Below are 22,816 nucleotides of genomic sequence, written 5' to 3'. Positions count from 1 at the left end.
GCTAGCGCTGCCCGCGGTCCGGCCTGACCACGTGCGGCCCGGGCTTCCCGTCCGGCAGCGCGCTCACCGGACGAACACCCGTGGCCCACCACCAGAACGCCGCTCCGACCACCGCCACCAGCAGCCCGCCCACCATCAGGACGACGGCGAGCCACACGACCGACGCCGACAACGCGGCCATGCCCCCGACCACGGCCAGCACCCCGGCGAAATACACCAGCGCCCACCCCTGCAGCGACTGCCGCACCTTCCGGGCGGCCGCGACGCGCAGCCGGAGTTCGGCGCCGCACCAACCGCAGACGGCGGTCGCCGAGGTGTATCCGGTCGCGGGGCGCCGGACGGTGAGCGGAGAGCTACGTTCGCCGCCTTCGGCACTCCGCTCGTGCGCGAGGTGCCGCAGTCGCAGCCGTGGGCGCGGGTCTCGCTCCACCGGTTTCCCCTTCGTCGGGCTGGTTCGCGGCGACCGTACCGCGCGCCCCGCCGAGCTGTGTAGAGCGTTATACAGAACAGTGAGCGAACAACCATCCGGGTGAAACCGGGCGATTCGCCCGCCGGGAGACGGTCCGTGAAGACACGCTCTTCTCGTCGATCGACGGACGAGGGGGAGATCGTGAAACGACTTGGTGTGCTCGCCGCACTCATCCTGACGGCGCTCGGGGTGCTCACCCCGGTGGCGTCGGCGGCGCTGCAGCCGGGGTACGGCCCGCTGACCATCGAGCCCGCGGACCCGAACCGGCAGTTCCGCGCCATGCCTTCGCTGCAGTGGGTCACCTGGCAGGACGCGGCCGGCACGACGAAGCACCGGTTGATCCGCAGCTTCCTGGTCAGCGCCGACGGCGACCGGCAGGTCAAGTCCCGCGTCGAGTACCGGGACGACGCCGGCCGCTGGCAGCCCGCGCTCGAAGCCGGAACCGGGAAGAAGCTGCAGGACCTGTCGTCGGCCCAGTTCGCCATGGTGGCCAACGGCGTCGCGACAGGCAGCGAGTACTCGGTGTTCGAAAGCCTCGGCCGGGTGGACGGCACGAGGCAGCGGTACTTCGTGCGCTGGACCTCGGCCGACGGCGGGGCGAGCTGGCGGATCGGCCGGGCGAACCTCGACCTGGCCGGCGCGACCATCCGAGCCGGCGAGACCGGGCGTCTGTTCCAGGGCGTGCTCACGTTGCCCAACGGCGACCTGGTCGCGCCGTTCTACGCCGGGCAGGCGAACACTCACTCGGCCGCCTACCTGCTGACGATGCCGAAGAGCGGCACCACCTGGACCCGCTCGGCCACCCCGTTCCTGTCCGCCACCTTCAACTACAGCGAGTCCAGCGTGACCCGCCGGGCCGACGGCAGGTTGCTGATGATCACCCGGCAGGACGACGATCCCACGTCCGAAGTCATCCGCAGCCGACTGCTGGGCCGGATCACCAACGGCCCGGTGAACTCCGCGGCGGACCTCGCGGCCGCGAGCTGGGGCGCGGCCTTCGCGGTGAAGGTGCCCGGTGCCGCCGACGCGAACGCGGTCCGCGGCGTCGCCCCGGTGGTGAACACGATGCAGGACGGCATTCTGATGCTGGTGTTCGGCCGCCCCGGCAACAACATCGCGTTCAGCTACGACAGCGGCGCCACCTGGACCGGCCTGCACCGCTTCTACGACAACCAGCCCCGCAACTGCGCCAAGCCCAACGGCGTGCACCCGTGCGACACGCTCGGCTCCAGCGGCTACGTCGGGGTCGCCGTCACCGGACCCCGCACCGCCACGTTCTACGGCGACAACTGCCAGTCCGGCTGGGGCTGCGACGTCGCCTACGACTACCCCCACGAACGGGACAGCAAGCTCTGGACGATCTCCGTGCGGCTCGCCTGAGCCACGCGGCACCGCCCTCACGCGGGGCCGTGGCGGTACCAGACCTCGGGCCGGCCGACCTGGCCGTAGCGGGGCTCGCGGTGGGCCAACCCGTTGTCCGCCAAGTACTCCAGGTAGCGGCGGGCCGTGACGCGCGAAGCGCCGATCGCGCTCGCCGCGCCGGCGGCGGAGAGGCCTTCGGAGGCGGCGGCGAGGGCGGAGGTGATGGCTTCGAGGGTCTCGGCGCTCATGCCCTTCGGCAGCGCGTGCTGCTCGCTCGTGCGCAGCGTGGCGAGCGCGCGGTCGATCTCGGCCTGGCCGGTGACCTCTCCCGAAGCCTGGTGGAACTCGGCGTAGCGCTCGAGCTTTTCCCTCAGCGAAGCAAAAGTGAACGGTTTCAGCAGGTACTGCACCACGCCCACCGATACCGCCGCCTTCACCAGCGCGAGGTCGCGCGCCGAGGTCACGGCGATCACGTCGATGGGCAGGCCGGCCGCGCGCAGGGAGCGACACACGGCGAGGCCATGGGTGTCGGGCAGGTAGAAGTCGAGCAGCACGAGGTCGACGGGTTCGCGTTCGCAGAAGCGCAGCGCGTCGCCGCCGGAGTGGACCACGCCGGCGACGCTGAAGCCGGGCAAGCGCTCCACGTAGAGCCGGTGGGCCTCGGCGGCCACGGGCTCGTCCTCCACCACCAGCACGCGGATCACCGCAGCGCCTCCTGCCTCGGCAACCGGACCGTGAACACCGCGCCGCCGTCCCGGCCGACGTCCACGCTGCCGCCGTAGCGGCGCACGGCCTGGACCACCAGAGCGAGCCCGAGCCCGTGGCCCTCGCCCGCCTTCGTGGACCAGCCGCGGCGGAACATGTCCTCTACAGCTTCCTCCGGTACGCCCGGGCCGTTGTCGGCGACCCGCAGCAGCAGCCCGTCGTCGTCGGTCCGCGCGGTGACGACCACGGCGGGCCGGCCGTCCGCCCCGCGCGCGGCGGCGTCGATGCCGTTGTCGACGAGGTTGCCCAGGATCGTCACGAGGTCCCGGCCGACGATCTCCGGGCCGAGGTCCTCGATCACGGTGTCGGGGGTGATCGTGAACTCGACGCCGCGTTCGCTCGCCTCCGCGGCCTTGCCGAGCAACAGGGCCGCCAGCACGGGCTCGGACACCGCGCTCATCACGCGGTCGGTGAGCTCCTGGGCCAGAGCGAGCTCGGCCGTCGCGAACTCCACCGCGTCCTCGGGCCGGCCGAGCTCCACCAGGGAAACGACGGTGTGCAGCCGGTTCGCCGCCTCGTGCGCCTGCGACCGCAGTGCCTCCGCGAGGCTGCGGGCGGTGGTGAGCTCGCCCGTCAGCGTCTGCAGTTCCGTGTGGTCGCGCAGGATCACCACGGTGCCCTGTGCGCGTCCGGCGGAGCGCACGACAGTGGTACTGACCACCAGCACGCGCGTGTCGGTGAGGTGCAGCTCCTCGGTGCGCGTCTCGGCGGAGACGAACGCGGCCACCAGTTCCGGCGGCAGCCCCAGCTCGACCAGCGGCAGCCCGACCGGATCCGCGGTGAGACCCAGGAGCGTGCGCGCACCGTCGTTGCACAGGCCGACGCGGCCGTCGCGCCCGACCAGCAGCACGCCCTCGCGCACGGAATGCAGCACCGCTTCGTGGTACTCGAACAGGTTGCTGAGCTCACCGGGCGCGATCCCGCGCGTCTGCCGCTTGAGCCGGGCGCTCACGAGCCAGCCGCCGCACGCGCCGACGAGCAGCACCGCGCCCGCGACGCCGGCGAGCGGCCACACGCGGTCGCGCAGCTCCGCGGAGATCGCGGCGATCGTGATGCCCACCGCCACGAGGGCGACGACGCGATGGTTCGCGTCGAACACCGGCACCACGGCCCGGACCGAAGGCCCGAGCGAACCCGCGTAGGTCTCGGTGACCACGCCACCCTCCTGGGCGGCGTCGATGTGGCCGAGGAACGGCTGCCCGATCAACGCGGGGTTCGGGTGGGTGTAGCGGATCCCCTGCGGGGTCATGATCGTGACGAAGTCGACGTCGGCGTCGGTCTGCACCCGCGCCGCGTAGGGCTGCAGCACGGCCGTCGGGTCCGGTGTGGACACCGCTCGGGTCACACTCGGCGAGTCGGCGATCGCGTGGGCGACCGCCAGCGACTGGTCGCGCGCCCGGTCGGTCGTCGTGCGGCCGGCGTCGAGGTACGCGATGGTGATCCCGCCGCCCACGAGCACCAGCAGCACCGCCAGCTGGAGGACCAGCAGCTGGCGGGCGAGGCTCCAGCGGCTGGTCCGGGTCCGGGTGGGGGCAGGCACGTGCTCATACCAGCACACGCGGGCGCGGGGCAACACCCGGGTGGTGCGACGACCCTCGCGTACCACCGTCCGAACCGGACTGGACCTCTCGTGCGAACTCAATGAACACAACGGTGACGCTGGTCATATCCTCCCCGCATAGTGACCGGCGTTCCACCCATTCCCCTACTGGAGGCAACGGTGCCGACACCGACCCCCGAAGCAGCCGCGCCCAAGCGCGACCGCACGCGTTACCTTTACCTGGCCGTGATCGTCGCCGTGGTGGTCGGCGCCGCGGTCGGCTTGATCTGGCCGTCGGTCGGCAAACAGCTCGCACCGCTGGGCACCGGTTTCGTCAACCTGATCAAGATGATGATCGCGCCGATCATCTTCTGCACCATCGTGCTGGGCATCGGCTCGGTCGCGAAGGCGGCGAAGGTCGGCAAGGTCGGCATCACCGCGCTGGTCTACTTCGTCGTCATGTCGACGTTCGCGCTCGCGATCGGCCTCATCGTCGGCAACATCCTGCACCCGGGCAGTGGTCTGCACCTCAACCCGGCCGACGTCACGAAGGTCCACGACCAGGCCAAGGGCGCCGAGGGTGGCGTCGACTTCGTGCTCGGGATCATCCCGACCTCGTTCGTCTCGGCGTTCACCGAGGGCCAGACCTTGCAGGCCTTGCTCATCGCGCTGCTGACCGGGTTCGCGCTGCAGAAGCTCGGCCGGCGCGGCGAGCCGATCCTGCGCGGCATCGAGCACGTGCAGCGCCTGGTGTTCCGCATCCTGTCGATGATCATGTGGGCCGCGCCCGTCGGCGCGTTCGGCGCGATCGCGGCCGTGGTCGGCGCCACCGGCTGGGGCGCGCTGCGCAGCCTGCTGGTGATCATGCTCGGCTTCTACGTCACCTGCCTGATCTTCGTGTTCGGCATCCTCGGCACGGTGCTGTGGCTGGGCGCCCGGGTCAACATCCTCCAGCTGCTCAGGTACCTGGGCCGCGAGTTCCTGCTGATCCTGTCCACCTCGTCATCGGAATCGGCGCTGCCGCGGCTGATCGCGAAGATGGAGCACCTCGGGGTGAGCAAGCCGGTCGTCGGCATCACGGTGCCCACGGGGTACTCGTTCAACCTCGACGGCACGGCGATCTACCTGACCATGGCGACGCTGTTCATCGCCACGGCGCAGGACCAGCCACTGGCGCTGGGCGAGCAGATCGGGTTGCTGCTGTTCATGATCCTCGCCTCGAAGGGCGCGGCGGGCGTCAGCGGCGCCGGCATCGCGACCCTGGCGAGTGGCCTGCAGTCGCACCGGCCGGAACTGGTCGACGGCGTCGGGTTCATCCTCGGCATCGACCGGTTCATGTCCGAGGCCCGCGCCCTGACGAACTTCGCCGGCAACGCCGTGGCGACCGTCCTCATCGGATCGTGGATGAAGGAGTTCGACCGCGACAAGTCCCGCCAGGTCTTCGCGGGGTCCGCGCCGTTCGACGAAGCCACGCTGCTCGACGAAGCGCCCGCACCGGCCGAACCGCCCGCCACTGAGCCGCCCACCGACCGGGGCGAACCGGTCGGAGCGTCAGCGGGCAACTGAAGCCGTTCGCACCCCAGGGCTCCTTCCGGCCCACACTCCCCCGCCGGGGTGCGAACACCCCCGTGTGCCGTGGTCGTGAGCGTCCCCCGTGCTCACGACCACGGCACACGTGTTTCTACTGTGCGTCGTAGGCCTCGCGCGCCACGGCGATCGCTTCGCGGTGGCGCTGCGCCCAGTCGACCAGACCCGACAACGTGCCGTAGAGCTCACGCGCCATCGGCGTCGCCTCGTATTCCACGCGCGGCGGCACGGTCGGGTAGACAGTGCGCTCCAGCAGCCCGTCGCGTTCGAGATTGCGCAGGGTCAACGTGAGCATCCGGCGGCTGATGCCCGCCACCGAGCGTTCCAGCTCCGTGAACCGCACCGGGCCCTGCGACGCCTCCAACAGGATGCCGATCGCCCACTTGCCACTGATCCGGTTGAGCACCTCGAGCAGCGTGCACGCCTCGAGTTTCTCCGGGTCGATCGCGCTGACCTGGTCGGTCACAGCGGTGTTTCCCTGGGACATGAAAGTGCCTCCTTCCGCGCGCCTCGATGGTCACACAAGATGGTCACTGTAACAAGAGATGCCCTGGGCACGACCTGGGGATTCTCTTCGGTGATCGTTCTGGAGGGACCGAAATGCCGGAAGTCCGTCGCCGGGCCGTCGCACTGGTGGTGCTGTGCGCGGCCTCGCTCATGGTGGTGCTCGACGGGACCATCGTCGCCGTCGCGCTGCCCTCGATCCAGGCCGAGCTGGGCTTCACGTCCGCGGGGCTGGCCTGGGTCGTCAACGCCTACCTCGTCGCGTTCGGCGGGCTGCTCCTGCTCTCGGGCCGGCTCGGTGACCTGCTGGGCCGGCGGCGGGTGTTCCTCGCCGGGCTCGTGGTCTTCACCGCGTCGTCGCTCCTGGCCGGGCTCTCGACCGACGCGGCGGTGCTGGTGGCCGCCCGGTTCGTGCAGGGCATCGGCGGCGCGCTCGCGTCGGCCGTGGTGCTGGGCATGATCGTGACGATGTACCCCGAACCCCGTGCGCAGGCCCGGGCGATCGGCGTCTTCAGCTTCACGCAGGCCTCGGGCGCGTCGATCGGGCTCATCGCCGGCGGCGCGCTCACGCAGGCGCTCGACTGGCACTGGACGTTCTCCGTGAACCTGCCGATCGGCGTCGCCGCGCTGGTGCTGGCGCCGCTGGTCGTGGACGCCGATCGCGGCCGGGGGTTGCGCACGGGAATCGACGCGCTGGGCGCCGTGCTCGTGACGGGCGGCGTGATGCTGTTGGTGTATGGGATCGTCGAGACCGGCGCCGCGCTTCCGTTGGCGGGCGCGGCTTTGCTGCTCGTCGCGTTCGTCGTCCGGCAGGCTCGCGCGCGGACTCCGTTGCTGCCGCTGCGGCTGTTCCGCGTTCGCGCGGTCAGCGGCGCCAACGTCACGATGGTGTTCATGGTCGCCGGCATGATGGGCTTCCAGTTCGTGACGGCGCTGTACCTGCAGAAGGTGCTCGGGCTCGACGCGCTCGCCACCGGGCTCGCGTTCCTTCCGGCGCCGGTGATGATCGCGGTGTTCTCGCTGGGGATCTCCGCGAAGTTCAGCGCGCGCTTCACGCCGGGCGCGGTGCTGCTGGGCGGGCTCGCGGTGGTCGTGATCGCCTTCGCGTTGCTCACCACTGTGCCCACGGACGGCAGCTACTTCCTGCACGTGTTCCCGGCGCTGGTGCTGATGGGTTCCGGTGCGGGCGCGGCCATCCCGGCCGTGATGGGGCTTGCGATGTCCGGCACCGACCCGGCCGACGCGGGGGTGGCGTCGGGCCTGATCACCACCACGCAGCAGGTCGGCGCGGCCATCGGCACCGCGGCACTCGCCACTGCAGCGGCGGCGCGCACGGCAGGGCTGGCATCGGAGGGGGCTCGCGCCGCACTCGCTTCGGGTTACCGGCTCGCATACGGGCTGAGCGCGGGCTTCGTGGCACTCGCCGCGGTGGCGGCCGCGCTCGTGCTGGTGCGCCGCCCGCGCCCGGCCGCGGAGCCCGAGCTGTGCGTGGCGGGTCAGGCCAGGTAGGCGGTCAGGCCGCGGTGACCCCGGCGCATCATCCACGCGTGGTTGGCGCGGAAGAACGGCCGGGCCACCGTGTCCAGTTTGCGCAGCAACGGTTTGCGGGCACGCACGTGCTGCGTGATCTCCAGCCGCGTGCCCGCGCCGACGGCGTGCAGCGCGCCGGCGAGGAACCCTTCCAGGTCGCCGCTCAGGCCGACACGGACGTGGCCGGTGACGGGGTCCTCTTCCTCGCGGTGCATGGCGATCACGAGGTGGTAGGGCAGGCTCGAGCGGCAGACGACCTCGGCGGAGTCGTCGTCGAGGCGGCGGACCGAGCGCACGTCGCGCCACCAGTTCGGGTAAGCCTCGAGGTCCACGACGGCGTCGAAGACCCGGCGGGCCGGGGCGGCCGGGAGCCACCAGGTGCTGGAGAACCGGTACTCCGCTGCCGCCACGGCCTACACCTGCGCCGAGACCAGGTCCCGGCCGTCGAGGGTGACGATGCCGACCGACGCGACGTCCGCCGGTGCGACCAGCGCCGAACCGTCGAGGCCGAAGCCCTGCGTGCTCCACTTCTCCGACACGAGCCAGCTGCCGGCGTCCCACTTCGCGCCGGCCTTGTCCGTGACCACGAGCTTGCACTTCTCGCCCGCGGGGATCCCCTTCACGGCCACGTGCACCTTGACCCAGCCGGCCGCCGGGATCACCGACGCGGTGAGGCTCGCGCCCGTCGCCGCGTTGGTGGCGGCCACGTCCCGGGTGCCGGGCACGGCCACCTGCTGGGCGGACTCGGGCGCCGTCTGACGGCCGATGAAGACCCCGCCGCCGAGCGCCACCGCGGCGACGACCGCCGCGGCCGCGATCGCGAGCCCCCGGCGTGAACCGGCGCGGCTCGGTGCCGCGGTGGATTCGGTGGGGCCGGCCTGCTCCTCCTCGGCCCGGATCCGGCGCAGCGTGCGCTGCAGCAACAGGTCACCGCCCTCGGGCGGGCCGTCGAGGAACGCCTCGGGCGGCACCTCGTCGAGCGCCTCCCGCAGGGCGCCGAAGTCCTTGAGTTCGAAGCGGCACTGCGCGCACGTGACCAGGTGGCGTTCGAACTCGACCGCCTCGGCCGGGTCCAGCGCGCCGAGGACGTAGGCGCCGAGCTGCGCGTGCTCCTGCTCGACCGCGCTCATCTCACTGCCTCCGTTCCGCCGCTCACCATCGCCGCGCGCAGGGCGCGCAGGGCGTAGTAGGACCGGGATTTCACGGTGCCGGGAGCGACCCCCAGCATCTCGGCTGCCTCCGCCACCGATCTCCCTCGATAGTAGATCTCCACGAGCACGTCGCGATGCTCTTGCGACAACCCTTCGAGGGCTCCCAGCACCGTCATCGAGTCGACCACTCCCTGGGCGTGGTCGCGTTCCACCGGCGCCGCGAGTGTCTCCGGGCCCTCGGCGACCTCCGGCGGCCGCGAAGCGCGAGCCCGCGCCCGGTCCGTGACGAGGTTGCGGACCACGGTGAGCAGCCAGCCGCGCACGGACCCCTGGCGGTCGCCGCTCAGGTCGTCGGCGTGCTTCCAGGCGCGCACGAGCGTCTCCTGGACCACGTCCTCGGCGGCCGCGCGGTCACCCGTGAGCCTGGTCGCGTAAGCCACCAGGCTCCGGCCGTGTTCCGCGTAGAGCTGCTCCACGAGCCGCTCGGCGGCGGCCCGTTTCGGCCGCCCGCGTCCGATCGCCACCCTCGACCTCCCGACGGTGTTCTGGGTAGGCGAGGACAGTACTGCAAACCGCGGCGTGAACGCCGGTCGTCGCCGCACGCCCAGCACCGCCGCCGTGTCCACCGTGAGATCGCCCCCCTTCCGAGGTGAGAGTGGGTCGTGCCGTCGCCGGTGAGAGCCCCCGACACCCCTCACACGGATGCCGGCGCCATGCGGTTCACCGCGAATTCAGAAAGTTCGCCGGAGGAATTCGTCGCCGGAGGCCGGGCGGATGGGTGGTGCCGGTGATCGGGACGCGCCTTGTCGATCACCGGCACGGGTTCCTAGGCTGACGCGGCACCGCCGCCGCCTGGACGTCCCGGAGGCTTCGCCGTGCCCGTGAAACCCGCCTCGCGCTCGCGGCGCTGGCCGTGCTGGTCGCCGCCGGCTGCTCTGCGGCCCCGGCCGCCGCTCCGGAGCCACCGCCCCACGGCCTCACGGCGACGCTCACGACCCCGACGGACATCGACCTGCGCTGGTCCGCGGGCGACCCCGCCGCGGCTGGGCACCTGCTCGAATACGCGAACTCCGCCGACGGCCCGTGGACGGCGCTGCGGTACATCCCGCGCTCGCAGACCACCTACCGGCACCCGGACCTGATCCCGGAGACACCGTTCTACTACCGCGTGCGGGACTTCTACGGGCCCGTGTCGGCGGTCGTGCAGCCGGGCTCCGCCGGCCGGCCCGGCTCCGCGGGACACGCCACTCCCCTGGCCACGGCCGTGCCGGTGCGGACGCCAGGGGACGCCGCTGCTCCGGCCGAGGTGACCGTGGTCCCGGCCGAGGACGCGGCCGTGCACTTCACCTGGGCGGACCGCTCCCGCGACGAGACGGGGTTCCTGGTGGAGATCCGCAACCCGGACGCGGCGGACTTCGTCCCGGTCGAGATCACCGACCCCGACACGACGACCTGCGCGCTGTCGCTGCTGCCCGGCGAGCAGGGCTCCGCCTTCCGCGTGCGCGCGCTGTACTACGGACCGCTCTCGCCGGTTGTCGACCGCACGACCGGCAAGGACTGACGCCCGCCGGTGCGGCGACCCGGTTTCGGGCCACCGCACCGGGACGGGGTCAGGCCGGGTTGAGGACGTGCTTGAGGAACTCGCCCGTGTAGCTCTCCGGCACGGTCGTGAGGTGCTCGGGCGAACCCTCCGCCACGACCATGCCGCCACCGGAGCCACCCTCCGGGCCCATGTCGATGACCCAGTCCGACGTCTTGATCACGTCGAGGTTGTGCTCGATCACGATCACCGTGTTGCCCTTGTCCACCAGCCCGTTGATCACGCCGATGAGCTTGCTGATGTCCTCGAAGTGCAGGCCCGTGGTCGGCTCGTCGAGGATGTACACGGTCTTGCCGGTCGAGCGCTTCTGCAGCTCGCTCGCGAGCTTCACCCGCTGCGCCTCGCCGCCCGACAGGGTCGGCGCGGGCTGGCCCAGGCGCACGTAGCCGAGGCCGACGTCGACGAGCGTCTGCAGGTGCCGGTGGATCGCCTTGATCGGCTCGAAGAACTCGGCCGCCTCCTCGATCGGCATGTCCAGCACGTCGGACACCGTTTTGCCCTTGTAGTGCACCTCGAGGGTCTCGCGGTTGTAGCGGGCGCCCTTGCAGACCTCGCACGGCACGTAGACGTCGGGCAGGAAGTTCATCTCGATCTTGATCGTGCCGTCGCCCGCGCACGCCTCGCAGCGGCCGCCCTTGACGTTGAACGAGAACCGGCCCTGCTGGTAGCCGCGCACCTTGGCCTCGGTGGTGGCCGCGAACAGCTTGCGCACGTGGTCCCACACGCCGGTGTAGGTGGCCGGGTTCGACCGCGGGGTGCGGCCGATCGGCGACTGGTCCACGCGCACCAGCTTGTCGACCGTGTTCAGCCCGTTGACCCGCGTGTGGCGGCCCGGCACCTGACGCGCGCCGTTGAGCTTGTTGGCCAGCACCTGGGCGAGGATGTCGTTGACGAGCGTGGACTTGCCCGAGCCGGACACGCCGGTGACGGACACCAGGCAGCCCAGGGGGAACGACACGTCGATGCCGCGCAGGTTGTGCTCGCGCGCGCCCACGACCGTGAGCTGCCGCTTCTTGTCGACCGGACGCCGGATCGCCGGCACCTCGATCGCGCGGCGGCCCGACAGGTAGGCGCCGGTGAGCGACTCCTTGCTCTTCAGCATCTTCTTGTACGGTCCACTGTGGACGATGTGCCCGCCGTGCTCGCCCGCGCCCGGGCCGATGTCGACGACCCAGTCGCTCGCGCGGATCGTGTCCTCGTCGTGCTCCACCACGATCAGCGTGTTGCCGAGGTCGCGCAGGCGCGTGAGGGTCTCGATCAGCCGGTGGTTGTCGCGCTGGTGCAGGCCGATCGACGGCTCGTCGAGCACGTAGAGCACACCCACCAGGCCCGAGCCGATCTGCGTGGCCAGCCGGATGCGCTGCGCCTCGCCACCCGAGAGCGTGCCCGACGCGCGGTCGAGCGAAAGGTAGGTGAGGCCGACGTCGAGCAGGAAGCGCAGGCGTGCCTGGATCTCCTTGAGCACCGCGCCGGCGATCATCGCCTCACGCTGCCCGAGCACCAGCTCGTCGAGGAACTTCGACGCCTCGTCGATCGACAGGGCGCAGACCTCGGCGATCGAACGCTCACCCTGCGTCGCGTGCTCCAGGGTGACCGCAAGGATCTCCGGCTTGAGCCGTGTGCCCTGGCACGTGGGGCACGGCACCTCGCGCATGTAGCCCTCGTACCGCTCGCGCATGTACTCGGACTCGGTCTGCTCCTGGCGCCGCTCGAGGAACGGGATCACGCCCTCGAAGTTGGCGTAGTACGAGCGCTGCCGACCGTAGCGGTTGCGGTAGCGCACGTGGACCTGCTCGTCGACGCCGTGCAGCACCGCTTTCTGGACCTTCGCCGGCAGCTGGCGCCACGGCGTGTCCATGCGGAACCCGATGGCCTCCGACAGCGACTCCAGCAGCCGGATGAAGTAGTCGGCGCTCTGCCCGCCGGCCCACGGCGCGATGGCGCCCTCGCCCAGCGACAGCTCGTCGTCGGGCACCACCAGCTCCGGGTCGACCTCCTTGCGGATGCCGATCCCGGTGCACACGGGGCACGCGCCGTAGGGCGAGTTGAACGAGAACGACCGCGGCTCGAGGTCCTCGATCGCCAGCGGGTGACCATTGGGGCACGCCAGGTTCTCGGAGAACCCGCGCACGCGGTGCGGGTCGTTCTCCGGCAGGTCGACGAACTCCAGCTCGACCAGCCCGTCGGCCAGCCGCAGCGCCGTCTCGACCGAGTCGGTGAGCCGCTGACGAGAGCTCGTCTTCACGCTCAGGCGGTCGATGACCACACCGATCTGGTGCTTCTCCTGCTTCTTCAGCTTCGGCGGGTCGGTGAGCGGGTGCACCTTCCCGTCGACGACCACGCGCGCGTAGCCCTGCTGCTGCAGGTTCTGGAACAGGTCGAGGTACTCGCCCTTGCGCCCGCGCACGACCGGCGCGAGCACCTGGAAGCGCGTGCCCTCGTCCATGTCGAGCACCTGGTCCACGATCTGCTGCGGCGTCTGCTTGCTGATCAGCTCGCCGCACTGGGGGCAGTGCGCCTTGCCCGCGCGGGCGTAGAGCAGCCGCAGGTAGTCGTAGACCTCGGTGATCGTGCCCACCGTGGAGCGCGGGTTGCGCGAGGTGGACTTCTGGTCGATCGACACCGCGGGCGAGAGGCCCTCGATGAAATCGACGTCGGGCTTGTCCATCTGCCCGAGGAACTGCCGCGCGTAGGCCGAGAGCGACTCGACGTAACGGCGCTGCCCCTCGGCGAAGATGGTGTCGAAAGCGAGGCTCGACTTGCCCGACCCGGACAGGCCCGTGAACACGATCAGGCTGTCGCGGGGCAGATCGAGGTCGACACCGCGGAGGTTGTGCTCGCGGGCCCCGCGAACAACGAGGCGATCAGCCACGCCCACGTCCCTTCAATTCAAATCTCGGCTCGGAGGCCGGCCCGGTGGAAGTCCTGCACGGGCGGCCGCGTCCATGCTAGGACGCACCACCGACAGAAACGGGCTCCGGCTCTTCGACCTGGGCTTTTACGGGTTCCTGGGCGGGTTTGCCCGCCCGCCGGGCGGTCAGGCGCCGATGCAGCGGCCGTTCCACCCACGCGGTGAGCGCCCAGCCGGCAAGCACGGCGGCGGCCAGCACCGCGGGGAGCCGCAGCCAGCCGGGGACACCGATGTCCAGCAGGGCGCGCGCCAGGACGTAACCCAGTTCCTGGTGCACCAGATAAAGACCATACGAGATCCCGGCGAGCCAGGTGAGCGCCGGGGCGACCCGCGCGAGACCCGGGAACCGCCAGTCGGAGCCGCGTGCCGCCAGGCAGATCATCAGCAGCAGCGCGGCGAAGCCGATCGTGGAGGGCCAGCGCGCGGGGTCCTGGGGCATCGCCCGGTGGAACGGGAAGACGTGCAGGTCCTGAACCAGAATACAGGCCGCGGCGAGCAGCCCGAGATGCCAGGACTCCAGCCGTTTCCGGCTCCACAGCCACAGTGCGATCCCCATCGCGAACAGGTGCGTGCGCTGCAGGCCGAGCCCGAAGAAGACGTTGACGACCTGGATCGGCGTCCGGCCGGGGTCGAAGATCAGGAACCGGACCACCGCCGACGCGACCATCAACACCCAGACGAGCCACATCATCACTCGATCGGTGCGCCACCGCCGCAAGAACAACCACGCGGCGGCGCAGAACGCGAACAGCTGGACCGGCAGGGTCCACCACGAACCGTCGAGGTAGTGGAACCCGTAGTAGTCCCATGCCTGGATCATCCCCAGGTTCGTGAGCAGGTCCTGCCAGGTCGGGATGTACCACGGGAACGGGTCCGCCGGCGGGCCCTGCGGCACGCCGAACAGGAAGCCGGTGACGCCGTCCGGCGTGGGCAGGCCGCTGAAGTGGATGGCGGCATAGCGCGTGACGACGTAGGTGACGAGCACCGCGACGAGGTACGCCGGCACGAGCCGCGCGACGCGGCTCCACAGCCACCGGCCCGTGTCCGGCTTGCGAACGCTCACGCACACGAAATAGGCGGAGATCACCATCAGCCCAGCGGCCCCGAACTGCGCGGGCACGCGGAACGGGTAGCCGGTGAGCTCGCCGTGCAGCAGCGCGCCCTGGTGCGTGACGTGGCCGAGCACGACCGAGACGATCGCGATGACTCTGAGCAGGTCCCAGCTGATCCGTCGGGTGGAATGGTGCGGTGTCGCGGTGTTCGGCACTGGTTCCCTGGGGTCGCCCGGCTGGTCGCGCCGAGCCTACGTGTGCGGGGGTAGGACAGACCGCGTTGCCCCGGCTACCGTGTGGACGTGAACATCGCCGACACCTACACCGGGCACGTCGAACCGGGCGGCGACGCCGCCCGCCGCACGCTGGACGCGCTGACCATCACCAAGCTCTCCGTGGGGCCGATGGACAACAACGCCTACCTGCTCGTCTGCCGCGCCGAGAACGAGGCGCTGCTGATCGACGCCGCCAACGACCCCGAGCGCATCTCCGACCTCATCGGCCACGGCCCCGACCGGCCCGCGCTGCGCACCGTCGTGACCACCCACCAGCACCAGGACCACTGGCAGGCCCTGGGCGCCGTGGCGGGCGCGAACGGCTCGAACACCGCCGCGCACCCCCTGGACGCCTCGCCGCTGCCCGTGCCGCCCGACTTCCTGGTCGAACACGGCGACACGCTCCAGGTGGGGCAGGTCACCCTCGAGGTGATCCACCTGCGCGGCCACACGCCGGGCTCCATCGCCTTGCTGTACCGCGACCCCGCCGGGCACCCGCACCTGTTCACGGGTGACTCGCTGTTCCCCGGCGGGGTGGGGAAGACGTCGTCGCCGGAGGACTTCGCGTCGCTGCTGGACGATGTTTCGGCGCGGATCTTCGACCAACTGCCGGATGAGACGTGGTTCTACCCGGGGCACGGGGATGACTCGACGTTGGGGGCTGAGCGGCCGAAGCTCGCGGAGTGGCGCGAGCGCGGTTGGTGAGCTGAGGATCGACCTACGTGACCGGGCTGCCTGGCTTTCAGGCAGCCCGGTTTTGTTTCCGCCGTTACGGACGCGCCTCGCCGAGATGCCATTGTTACTCGCCGTAACGAGTGAACGGCACCGCACGACTACCCGGCACACCACGTCGAGGGGCCCGCCATGACCAAGCGCACCACGCTCTTCACCGCCGCGGCCGTCGCCGCGCTCGGGCTGTTGACGGCCTGCGGTTCCGGCGGCAACCTCGGCGTCACGGTGCAGCAGGCCGCGGGAACTCCCACTGCTCCCGCCACGTCCGTGCCGAGCTACCAGCCGCAGGGGTCCTGTCCCGCGCTCCAGGAAGGTCAGTCCTGTGTGAACGGAGAGCTCGTCGACACACCGCCGCCCTCGATCGATCCCGCGAAGTTCACGATGTCGCTCAAGGTGCTGAGCAAGCACTGCTTCGGCTCGGCGGGCTGCAACGTCGAGGTGATCCCCGACGAGTCCCTCAAGTACGACGGCCCGCAAAGTGACTTGGCGTACTACTCCGGCGGCTGCAGCCTCACCTACGAGATCGACGGGGACGAGTCCGGCGAGGTGGTCGAGACGGCGCAGTCGTCCGGGGCCGGATCGTGGCAGGTGCACTCCACGTCGCTGTCCACCGCGTCGTCCAAGACGAAGGTCTCGGCGAAGGTCACCGACGTCAGCTGCGACTCCTGACGCAGGGATTGTCCGGCTCGGCGTGCAGCGGAACCGAGGGTGCACCGCCGAGCGCCCGTGAGCAGGGCAGCCACAGGGCCAGGATCAGGCTCGTCCGGTCGAACTCCTTCTCGAGCTCCCAGTCTGCGGGGAGGAACCGGCCGAACGACGGGAGCAGTTCGAGCGCGCTGATCGAGCGGGCGGCGGGATCGGCGCCGGTCACCTTCGCGCGGACGGTCACGATGGCCACCTGCCGCTGCTCCGGCCGGACCATCAGCCAGACGCCGAACAGCCCGGCTCCTCGGGCAGCTTCCCTGATCAGCGGCCAGGCCCGCCGCAGCGCCGCCTCCTCGTCCCGGCCCCGGTAGGCCCAGCGTTCGAACCGGTTGACGTGGTGGGTACTCGCGAGCGAGGAGAGGTCGTGCGCTCCGATCACGTGCCAGACGTGGCGCACGACGCCGTGGAAGAACGGGCGGCCCCAGAACTTCACCCCCGGCTCGAACTCCAGCTCCTCGGTGGTGAACCGCTCGTAGTCCGTCGCGTTCGACCACATGTCGAACAAGTAGCGGCGACCGACCTGAGGGGCTCCGGCGGCGGGGTCGAACCGCAACGGCAGGTACTTGTGCCGCATCCCGGGGCGAACGTCCATGGCGGGCCGGTCGGCCTCCACCAGGTCCGCGATCTGCCGCACCCGAAGCACACCGGGGAGCGCGTAATCAGAGGTGAAGGCGCCTTCCGCTGAGATCGGCCCCGGCTCGTACCCGCGGATGTCCATCGACGCTCCCCTCGCCCGGCTTCTGCTCCGAACGTAAGAAGCCGGCGGGACCAAGGCCAACTTCGTCGGCCGCGCGAGCCGGCACGGTGGTCATACGGGCCGTCGCGGCGAACCGATCGGCCACTTTTCGCTTACAGGATGGCGATGTCGCTGATGCGCCAGTGCCCGTTGTCCTCCGTGGCGGTGAGGCGGACCTGCGCGCCGCCGCTGGAGGTGTCAGACGTGCCGGTGCGGGAGGTCGTCTGGTCGGCGAAGACGAGGACGTGGGCGGTGGTGCCGGTGATGTCCCTTGATGCCAATGGTGCGGACGCGGCTGGTGAGCGTGAGGTGGTTGGGGACGGCCTGTTGCTGGACGGCCGAAAGCAGTTGGCGGCGATCAGGAGGACGACGGTCACGGCCAACAGGCCTGGATGGCGCGGTTGCGGCCAGGTTTGCCGGGTGCGGCGGTTGCCGGTTCTTCGGTGGGTTCGGCCGAGAGTGCCTCGGCGCACTCAGGTGTGGCAGCGCGGCGGCGCGGCGCGACATCGTGGCTGCGCGTGGCGGCAGCGCGGCAGCGGAGTCCGGCGCGAGGGCACCACGAGCCTTCGACTCGATTCCGGAACCCGGCGCGGCGGCCTCAGGCTCGGCGGCGAGGTGCGGTCCCGCGGCCGGCTCGATCACGTCGACCGGCAGACGCCGCCGAAGGCTGCGCGGCGCGGGGTTTCCCGGCGGCCGCCGTGCGGCGCGGGCGGGGGGATGGCGGGCGGTGGCGGGTGCGGGCCATGGCGGGAATCTGTTCGGAAGGGTCTCAGAGGCTGACGGTGACCGCTGGACGGCGGAGAGCTTCCAGCCGTCCGGGGTCCGCGTGACGGCGCCTGGAAGCGGTTGCGCTTGACGGCCGAGGGGTCGTGCCCTGGCGCGCGGTGACTTCCACGACGCCGGCAGACCGGGCGCGGGCTGCATCTGCGGCGGAATGCCGGCGACCTCTTCGACGCCGAAGGCGTCATGTCTGAGGCCGTGCCCGGCGGCGATCTTCGCGCGTTCCGCGGCCATGGTCGCCGAGTCCTTCTCCTCGCTCATGCCGATCGGGCCGTCCACGCGGCCGTTGAGGAACTGGCGCACCACGGGCTCCTCGCCGGTCAGCAGCACCTCGCGCGGCCCGAACAGCACGAGCTCGCGGCGGAAGAGCATGCCGAGGTTGTCGGGCACGGTCCGGGCGAGGTTGATGTTGTGCGCGACGATGAGGAACGTCGCGTCGCTCTGGGCGTTGACGTCGAGGAACAGCTGCGAGATGTAGGTGGTGCGCACCGGGTCCAGGCCGGAGTCCGGCTCGTCGAGCACGTGACCAAGTCGACACTGTCGACCACGCAGCGGCCGCGGTCGGGCTTGAGCAGCCCGATCAGCGACTTGAGGAACACCGACTTCCCGGTGCCCGAGGGACCCAGCAGGACGGACGCCTCACCCGGGGGAGGGTGAGGGTCACGTCCCGCCAGATCGTCTGACGCCCGAACGACTTCGTCAGGCCCTCGACGACTTCCGCACCCACCGTTGTGCTCGCCCTTCCCGGCTCAGCCGACGATCAGGTCCTCGCGCCCGTCGGCGCGCAGCTTTTCGACGTACACGGGGAAAAGCTTCTTCGACAGCGGCGCGAGCTTGATCAGCTTCGACACCGGACCGTCCACTTTGACCTTGCCGCGGGCCATGGCGAACGTGAGGTTCACCTTGCCCTGCCAGTAGCCGTTGGCGACCTCGCTGTCCATCGTCATGGTCGCGTCGGCCGGGGCGTCGAACGCGTCGCCGGTCACACGGCGGTTCTGCGTGTCGATCAGCAGCGCGGACTCGGGGTTGGTGCACACCATCTTCAGCACCAGTCCGGTGCCGGCGAGCTTGGCGGCGAGGTCGGCGTCGGCGAACGCGGTTTCGAAGATGCCGCCGATGTACTGGTAGATCTCTTCGGGCTTGCTGAACGCGGGCATGGCTGGCCTCCGGTCGGTTCGGGAAGGTGGTCTCAGAAGAAGCAGGGCATGGCGCGCACGGCGTGCACGAAGTTGCCGGCCAGGTATTCGGGCTCGCCGGCGGTGATGGTCGGCAGGGTGCGCAGCAGCTCGCCGAACAGGGCGCGCAGCTGGGCCTTGGCGACCTGGTTGCCCAGGCAGAAGTGCGCGCCGCCCCCGCCGAAGCTCACGTGCGGGTTGGGGCTGCGGCTCAAGTCGAAGCGGCCGGGCTCGTCGAACACCTCGGGGTCGAAGTTGCCGGACGCGTAGAACATCACCACCTTCTCGCCGGTGCTGATCCGCTGCCCGCCCAGCTCGAAGTCCGCGACGGCCGTGCGGCGGAACGTCATCACCGGCGAGGCCCAGCGGACGAACTCCTCCAGCGCGCTGCCGATGCGGCCGTCGAAGTCGGCCATCAGCCACTCCCGCTGTTCCGGGAAGTCGGTGAGCGCGCGCAGGGTGTGGCTGGTGGTCTGGCGGGTGGTGTCGTTGCCCGCCACCGACAGCAGCACGAAGAACGCCGCGATCTCCTCGTCGGTGAGGCGCTCACCGTCCACTTCGGCCTGTACGAGGTTGGTCATCAGGTCCTCGGCCGGGTGGGCGCGGCGGTGCTCGGCCATCTCGAACGCCACGCCGTGCAGCGTCATCTGGGCCTCGAAGATCATGTCGATCGGGTCACGCCCCGCGAGGTAGACCGGGTCGGCCCAGGACACCGACGCGTCGGCGGCGTGGGCCACGCTCTCGCGGTGCGACTCCGGGATGCCGACCATGTCCGAGAGCGTGCGGATCGGCAGCTGGCCCGAGCACTGCTTCACGAAGTCGGCTCCGCTGGCCGCCTCGGCCAGCTCGCGCACGATGTCGCGGGCGTTGGCCTTGATCTGCTCGTCGATGCGGCGTACCTGCTTCGGGGTGAACGCGGCACTGACGAGCTTGCGGATCTTCGTGTGCCGCGGCGGGTCCATCGCCAGGAACGACTGCGAAGCCTCGAGCATCTCCTCGGGGATGTTCTCGAACATCACGCCCTGGCCGGACACGAACACGTCGTTGCGGCGGCTCACCTCGACGATGTCGGCGTGGCGGACCACGGCCCAGTAGCCGGGGTCCTCGGGGTCCTCCATCAGCGCGTCCTCGACCGGCCGGTGCCAGGACACCGGACGCTCCCGGCGCAGCGCCGCGAAACTGCGCTCACGGTCGGCGGCGCGGGTCGACCAGAAGGCCCGCGACGAAAGGTCGATCTCGTCGTACTCGCGCTGCTGCGGGGTCACGATGGCGGTCATGCGGGAATCTCCTGTCCCAAGTAGACGGACTTGAGCTGCTGGTATGCGGCCAGGCCCTCGGGGCCGAGCTCGCGGCCGACGCCGCTGGCCTTCACGCCGCCGAACGGGGCGCCCAGGTCGAGGTCGTAGAAGTTCACCCCGACGCTGCCGGTCTCCACGCGGCGCGCCACGTCGAGGCCCTTCTCCACATCGGAGGTCCAGATGGTGCCGCCGAGTCCGTAGTCGGAGTCGTTGGCGATCGAGACGGCCTCGTCGACGCCGTCGTACGGGATGACCGTGAGCACCGGGCCGAAGATCTCCTCCCGCGCGATCCGGCTGCCGTTGTCGACGCCACCGAACACGGTCGGCTGCACGTACCAGCCACGGTCCCGGTCGGGGCGCCCGCCACCGGCGGCCAGCGTGGCGCCGGACTCGCGGCCCACGGCCACGTACTCCTCGACCTTGCGCCGCTGCTTGTCGCTGACGAGCGGGCCGATGTGTGTGCCCGGGTCGAGCGGGTCGCCGACGGTCAGCGCGGACGCCAGCCCGGACAGCGCGGCGACGACCTCGTCGTGGCGCGAGCGCGGGGCGAGGATGCGCGTGGAGAGGTAGCAGGTCTGGCCGTTGTTGAGCAGGCTCGCGGTGGCCAGGCCCTGCACGGTGGCCGCCAGGTCGGCGTCGTCGAGCACGATCGCCGCCGACTTCCCGCCCAGCTCCAGCGTGACGGGACGCAGCAGGCGGCCGCAAGCCTCGCCGATCTTGCGGCCCACGGGCGTGGACCCGGTGAACGCGACCTTCCGCACGCCCGGGTGCGTCACGAGGTACTCGCCGATGTCGGCGCCGCCGGAGATCACGTTCAGCACGCCCGCGGGCAGGCCGGCGCGCTCGGCGGTGGCCGCCAGCTCCAGAGCGTCCAAAGTGGTCTCGGGCGAGGGCTTGAGCACCACGGTGCAGCCCGCGGCCAGTGCCGGCGCGAGCTTGAACATCGTGAGCACCTGCGGGAAGTTCCACGGCACCACGAGCGCGACCACGCCGACCGGCTCCTTGCGCACCACGGTGACGCCCTGCCCGTCCAGCCGCGGCCGGCGCTCCTCGGCGGGCGCGGCCCCGAGCGCGGCGTAGTACTGCAGGATCCCGACGGGGCCGGCCCCCTCCGCGGCGGTGGCGACGGTGATCGGCATGCCGTTCTGGATCGTGGTGAGCTCGGCGCGTTGGGCCACGTTCTTGCCCAGCTCCTCGGCAAACGCCATCAGCAGCCCGGACCGGGCCTCCGGTCTGAGCCCGCCCCACTCCGCGGACCGCAGCGCGCGGCGGGCGGCGGCGACGGCGGAGTCCACTTCGGACTCCCCGGCGAGCGGCACCGTGCCGATGCGGTCCTCGGTGTCCGGCGAGACCACGGCGAGCGTGGCACCGCCGGCCGGGCGCACCCACGCGCCGTCGATGTACAGGGCTTCGTGCTCGTGCATCAGCGCACTCCTTCGGACACGGGTTCCCGCCGCCGGGCGGCGAAGTCGAGCGCGCCGGACCAGTCGGTGCGGCGCGCGATGAGGGCCCGGAACTTCATGATCTCCCGCTGTTTGTTCACCGCGAGCACGCCGGTGAGGCGGTCGCCGGAGCGGTACAGCGCGACGAAGCGGCCCTCGTCCGGATCGCCGAGCACCACTTGGATCTCGTCGGCGTCGGGCACGCCGGCGAACTGGATGCGGGTGTCGTACCAGTCGGACCAGAAGTAGGGAACGGTCTCGTACGGCTTCCCCGCCCCCGGCATCGCCGCCGCAACGCCCGCCGCGGCCCCCTGCTCCGCGGCGCTGCTCCAGTGCTCCAGGCGCATGGCCCGGCCGAACAGCGGGTTGGCCCAGCTGGCGACGTCCCCCGCGGCGTACACGCCGGGCAGTCCCGTCGCGAGCGTCTCGTCGCACACCACGCCGTCCTCCAGCGTGAGCCCGCTGCCCGCGAGCCAGTCCGTGGCCGGAATCGCGCCGGCGCCGACCACGACGAGGTCGGCGTTGAGCGTGGTGCCGTCCGTGAGCCGCACTCGCTCGACGCGGTCCGAGCCTTCGACCCCGGTCACGGCGACTCCGCAGCGCAGGTCCGTGCCGTTCGCACGGTGCAGCGCCGAGCACGGTTCTCCCATGGCGCCGATCGCGCGCATCAACGGCGTGGGCGCGGCCTCCACCACGGTCACCGGCAGGCCGCGTTTGCGCGCGGCCGAGGCGACTTCCGAGCCGATGAACCCGGCGCCGATCACCACCGTGCGCGCACCGGCGTCGAGGGCCGCGCGCACGGCGAGCGCGTCGTCGAGGGTGCGCAGCGTGTGCACGCCGGCCAGGTGGCTCGTGCCGGGCAGCGTCCGGGCGGTCGCGCCGGTGGCGATCACCAAGCCGTCGTACGGGATCTCCCGTTCCCCCGCGTGCACCACGCGCTCGGCCGGGTCCAGGGCGTGCGCGCGGGTGCCGAGCACGAGGTCGACGTCGAGCTCGTCCCGCAGCACCTGCTCCTCACGGAACACCGGCGCGGCGACCGGCCCGTCGAGGAACGCCTTCGACAGCGGCGGCCGGTCGTAGGGCAGGTGCTCCTCGGCGCCGACGAGCGTGACGGACCCGGTGAACCCGGCCTTGCGCGCGCCCTCCACGGCCCGCAACCCGGCCAGGGAAGCACCGACCACGACGAGACGCGTCACTGCACA

Annotated in this window: 20 protein-coding genes and 1 pseudogene; 6 read left to right on the top strand and 15 right to left on the bottom strand. The window is 71.1% G+C overall.

The window, feature by feature from the left end:
* Window position 1: 1 nt before the first annotated feature.
* Window positions 2-430 (bottom strand): hypothetical protein, encoded by a 429-nt coding sequence (locus AB0383_RS39920; protein WP_364185723.1) that lies wholly within the window; start codon window positions 428-430, stop codon window positions 2-4.
* 180 nt (window positions 431-610) lie between these two features.
* Between AB0383_RS39920 and AB0383_RS39915 the strand changes: the two genes are divergently transcribed.
* Complete coding sequence (locus AB0383_RS39915; protein WP_364185721.1) at window positions 611-1,849, top strand: sialidase family protein; 1,239 nt, start codon at window positions 611-613, stop codon at window positions 1,847-1,849.
* Between the two features lie 17 nt (window positions 1,850-1,866).
* Here the strand turns inward: AB0383_RS39915 and AB0383_RS39910 are convergent, their stop codons facing one another.
* Complete coding sequence (locus AB0383_RS39910; RefSeq protein ID WP_364185720.1) at window positions 1,867-2,535, bottom strand: response regulator; 669 nt, start codon at window positions 2,533-2,535, stop codon at window positions 1,867-1,869.
* Window positions 2,532-4,136, bottom strand: coding sequence for a sensor histidine kinase (locus AB0383_RS39905; RefSeq protein WP_366190055.1), 1,605 nt, complete (start codon window positions 4,134-4,136; stop codon window positions 2,532-2,534). The genes AB0383_RS39910 and AB0383_RS39905 overlap by 4 nt, the downstream gene beginning before the upstream one ends.
* 180 nt (window positions 4,137-4,316) lie before the next feature.
* Between AB0383_RS39905 and AB0383_RS39900 the strand changes: the two genes are divergently transcribed.
* Window positions 4,317-5,702 (top strand): cation:dicarboxylase symporter family transporter, encoded by a 1,386-nt coding sequence (locus AB0383_RS39900; RefSeq protein ID WP_364185716.1) that lies wholly within the window; start codon window positions 4,317-4,319, stop codon window positions 5,700-5,702.
* Window positions 5,703-5,817: 115 nt separating this feature from the next.
* Here the strand turns inward: AB0383_RS39900 and AB0383_RS39895 are convergent, their stop codons facing one another.
* Window positions 5,818-6,210 carry a helix-turn-helix domain-containing protein gene (locus AB0383_RS39895; RefSeq protein WP_364185714.1) on the bottom strand — a complete coding sequence of 131 codons (393 nt, stop codon included), beginning with the start codon at window positions 6,208-6,210 and terminating at the stop codon, window positions 5,818-5,820.
* Between the two features lie 113 nt (window positions 6,211-6,323).
* On the opposite strand from AB0383_RS39895, the gene AB0383_RS39890 reads away from it, so the two are divergent.
* Complete coding sequence (locus AB0383_RS39890) at window positions 6,324-7,736, top strand: MFS transporter (protein WP_364185712.1); 1,413 nt, start codon at window positions 6,324-6,326, stop codon at window positions 7,734-7,736.
* Here the strand turns inward: AB0383_RS39890 and AB0383_RS39885 are convergent.
* From AB0383_RS39885 to AB0383_RS39875, 3 genes are read right to left on the bottom strand one after another with little or no spacing between them, the layout of a single operon-like run.
* Window positions 7,724-8,167: an SRPBCC family protein gene (locus AB0383_RS39885; RefSeq protein WP_364185710.1), complete on the bottom strand. Its 444-nt coding sequence runs from the start codon at window positions 8,165-8,167 to the stop codon at window positions 7,724-7,726. The two genes, AB0383_RS39890 and AB0383_RS39885, sit on opposite strands and share 13 nt — an antisense overlap.
* 3 nt (window positions 8,168-8,170) lie before the next feature.
* The gene (locus tag AB0383_RS39880; RefSeq protein ID WP_364185708.1) at window positions 8,171-8,887 is read right to left on the bottom strand and encodes a zf-HC2 domain-containing protein; all 717 of its coding nucleotides are present in this window, start codon (window positions 8,885-8,887) and stop codon (window positions 8,171-8,173) included.
* Window positions 8,884-9,432, bottom strand: a complete 549-nt coding sequence (locus AB0383_RS39875) for a sigma-70 family RNA polymerase sigma factor (RefSeq protein WP_220241983.1) — start codon at window positions 9,430-9,432, stop codon at window positions 8,884-8,886. Before AB0383_RS39875 ends, AB0383_RS39880 begins: the two co-directional genes overlap by 4 nt.
* Before the next feature lie 389 nt (window positions 9,433-9,821).
* Here AB0383_RS39875 and AB0383_RS39870 point away from each other — a divergent pair, with 389 nt between their 5' ends.
* The gene (locus tag AB0383_RS39870; RefSeq protein WP_366190054.1) at window positions 9,822-10,469 is read left to right on the top strand and encodes a fibronectin type III domain-containing protein; all 648 of its coding nucleotides are present in this window, start codon (window positions 9,822-9,824) and stop codon (window positions 10,467-10,469) included.
* Window positions 10,470-10,518: 49 nt separating this feature from the next.
* Here the strand turns inward: AB0383_RS39870 and uvrA are convergent, their stop codons facing one another.
* Window positions 10,519-13,380, bottom strand: a complete 2,862-nt coding sequence (gene uvrA / locus AB0383_RS39865) for an excinuclease ABC subunit UvrA (RefSeq protein ID WP_364185706.1) — start codon at window positions 13,378-13,380, stop codon at window positions 10,519-10,521.
* Between the two features lie 76 nt (window positions 13,381-13,456).
* Window positions 13,457-14,686 (bottom strand): acyltransferase, encoded by a 1,230-nt coding sequence (locus tag AB0383_RS39860; RefSeq protein WP_366190053.1) that lies wholly within the window; start codon window positions 14,684-14,686, stop codon window positions 13,457-13,459.
* A gap of 87 nt (window positions 14,687-14,773) precedes the next feature.
* Between AB0383_RS39860 and AB0383_RS39855 the strand changes: the two genes are divergently transcribed.
* Together AB0383_RS39855 and AB0383_RS39850 are read left to right on the top strand one after the other, a co-directional pair.
* On the top strand, window positions 14,774-15,451 hold the full coding sequence (locus AB0383_RS39855) for an MBL fold metallo-hydrolase (RefSeq protein ID WP_364185703.1): 678 nt from the start codon (window positions 14,774-14,776) through the stop codon (window positions 15,449-15,451).
* Between the two features lie 159 nt (window positions 15,452-15,610).
* Window positions 15,611-16,147: a hypothetical protein gene (locus AB0383_RS39850; protein ID WP_366190052.1), complete on the top strand. Its 537-nt coding sequence runs from the start codon at window positions 15,611-15,613 to the stop codon at window positions 16,145-16,147.
* Here AB0383_RS39850 and AB0383_RS39845 read toward each other — a convergent pair.
* The 6 genes and pseudogenes from AB0383_RS39845 to AB0383_RS39820 all read right to left on the bottom strand — a co-directional run bounded on the left by AB0383_RS39845 (window position 16,131) and on the right by AB0383_RS39820 (window position 22,810).
* Window positions 16,131-16,901, bottom strand: coding sequence for a hypothetical protein (locus tag AB0383_RS39845; RefSeq protein ID WP_366190051.1), 771 nt, complete (start codon window positions 16,899-16,901; stop codon window positions 16,131-16,133). The genes AB0383_RS39850 and AB0383_RS39845 overlap by 17 nt on opposite strands.
* A 918-nt stretch (window positions 16,902-17,819) precedes the next feature.
* Window positions 17,820-18,426: pseudogene (locus AB0383_RS39840) on the bottom strand (ATP-binding cassette domain-containing protein); the annotation flags it as partial.
* A 22-nt stretch (window positions 18,427-18,448) separates the two neighbouring features.
* Entirely contained in the window at window positions 18,449-18,856 is a 408-nt protein-coding gene (locus AB0383_RS39835) for an SCP2 sterol-binding domain-containing protein (RefSeq protein ID WP_360606121.1), read from the bottom strand.
* A 32-nt stretch (window positions 18,857-18,888) separates the two neighbouring features.
* On the bottom strand, window positions 18,889-20,151 hold the full coding sequence (locus AB0383_RS39830) for a cytochrome P450 (protein ID WP_366190050.1): 1,263 nt from the start codon (window positions 20,149-20,151) through the stop codon (window positions 18,889-18,891).
* Window positions 20,148-21,596 (bottom strand): aldehyde dehydrogenase, encoded by a 1,449-nt coding sequence (locus tag AB0383_RS39825; RefSeq protein ID WP_366190049.1) that lies wholly within the window; start codon window positions 21,594-21,596, stop codon window positions 20,148-20,150. The genes AB0383_RS39830 and AB0383_RS39825 overlap by 4 nt, the downstream gene beginning before the upstream one ends.
* Window positions 21,596-22,810 carry an FAD-dependent oxidoreductase gene (locus AB0383_RS39820; protein WP_366190048.1) on the bottom strand — a complete coding sequence of 405 codons (1,215 nt, stop codon included), beginning with the start codon at window positions 22,808-22,810 and terminating at the stop codon, window positions 21,596-21,598. Before AB0383_RS39820 ends, AB0383_RS39825 begins: the two co-directional genes overlap by 1 nt.
* Window positions 22,811-22,816 lie beyond the last annotated feature (6 nt).

Origin of the sequence: Amycolatopsis sp. NPDC051373 (genome assembly GCF_040689465.1) — a bacterium.
GTDB lineage: Bacteria > Actinomycetota > Actinomycetes > Mycobacteriales > Pseudonocardiaceae > Amycolatopsis.
The sequence above is the reverse complement of the archived record's forward strand: the minus strand, read 5'-3'. Positions and strand labels throughout refer to the sequence as shown.

Excerpts from the sequence above, each read along its gene's own strand:
- AB0383_RS39895 (WP_364185714.1), bottom strand. The coding sequence starts at position 6,210 with ATGTCCCAGGGAAACACCGCTGTGACCGACCAGGTCAGCGCGATCGAC.
- AB0383_RS39890 (WP_364185712.1), top strand. The coding sequence starts at position 6,324 with ATGCCGGAAGTCCGTCGCCGGGCCGTCGCACTGGTGGTGCTGTGCGCG.
- AB0383_RS39880 (WP_364185708.1), bottom strand. The coding sequence starts at position 8,887 with ATGAGCGCGGTCGAGCAGGAGCACGCGCAGCTCGGCGCCTACGTCCTC.
- AB0383_RS39850 (WP_366190052.1), top strand. The coding sequence starts at position 15,611 with ATGACCAAGCGCACCACGCTCTTCACCGCCGCGGCCGTCGCCGCGCTC.
- AB0383_RS39845 (WP_366190051.1), bottom strand. The coding sequence starts at position 16,901 with ATGGACATCCGCGGGTACGAGCCGGGGCCGATCTCAGCGGAAGGCGCC.
- AB0383_RS39835 (WP_360606121.1), bottom strand. The coding sequence starts at position 18,856 with ATGCCCGCGTTCAGCAAGCCCGAAGAGATCTACCAGTACATCGGCGGC.
- AB0383_RS39830 (WP_366190050.1), bottom strand. The coding sequence starts at position 20,151 with ATGACCGCCATCGTGACCCCGCAGCAGCGCGAGTACGACGAGATCGAC.
- AB0383_RS39825 (WP_366190049.1), bottom strand. The coding sequence starts at position 21,596 with ATGCACGAGCACGAAGCCCTGTACATCGACGGCGCGTGGGTGCGCCCG.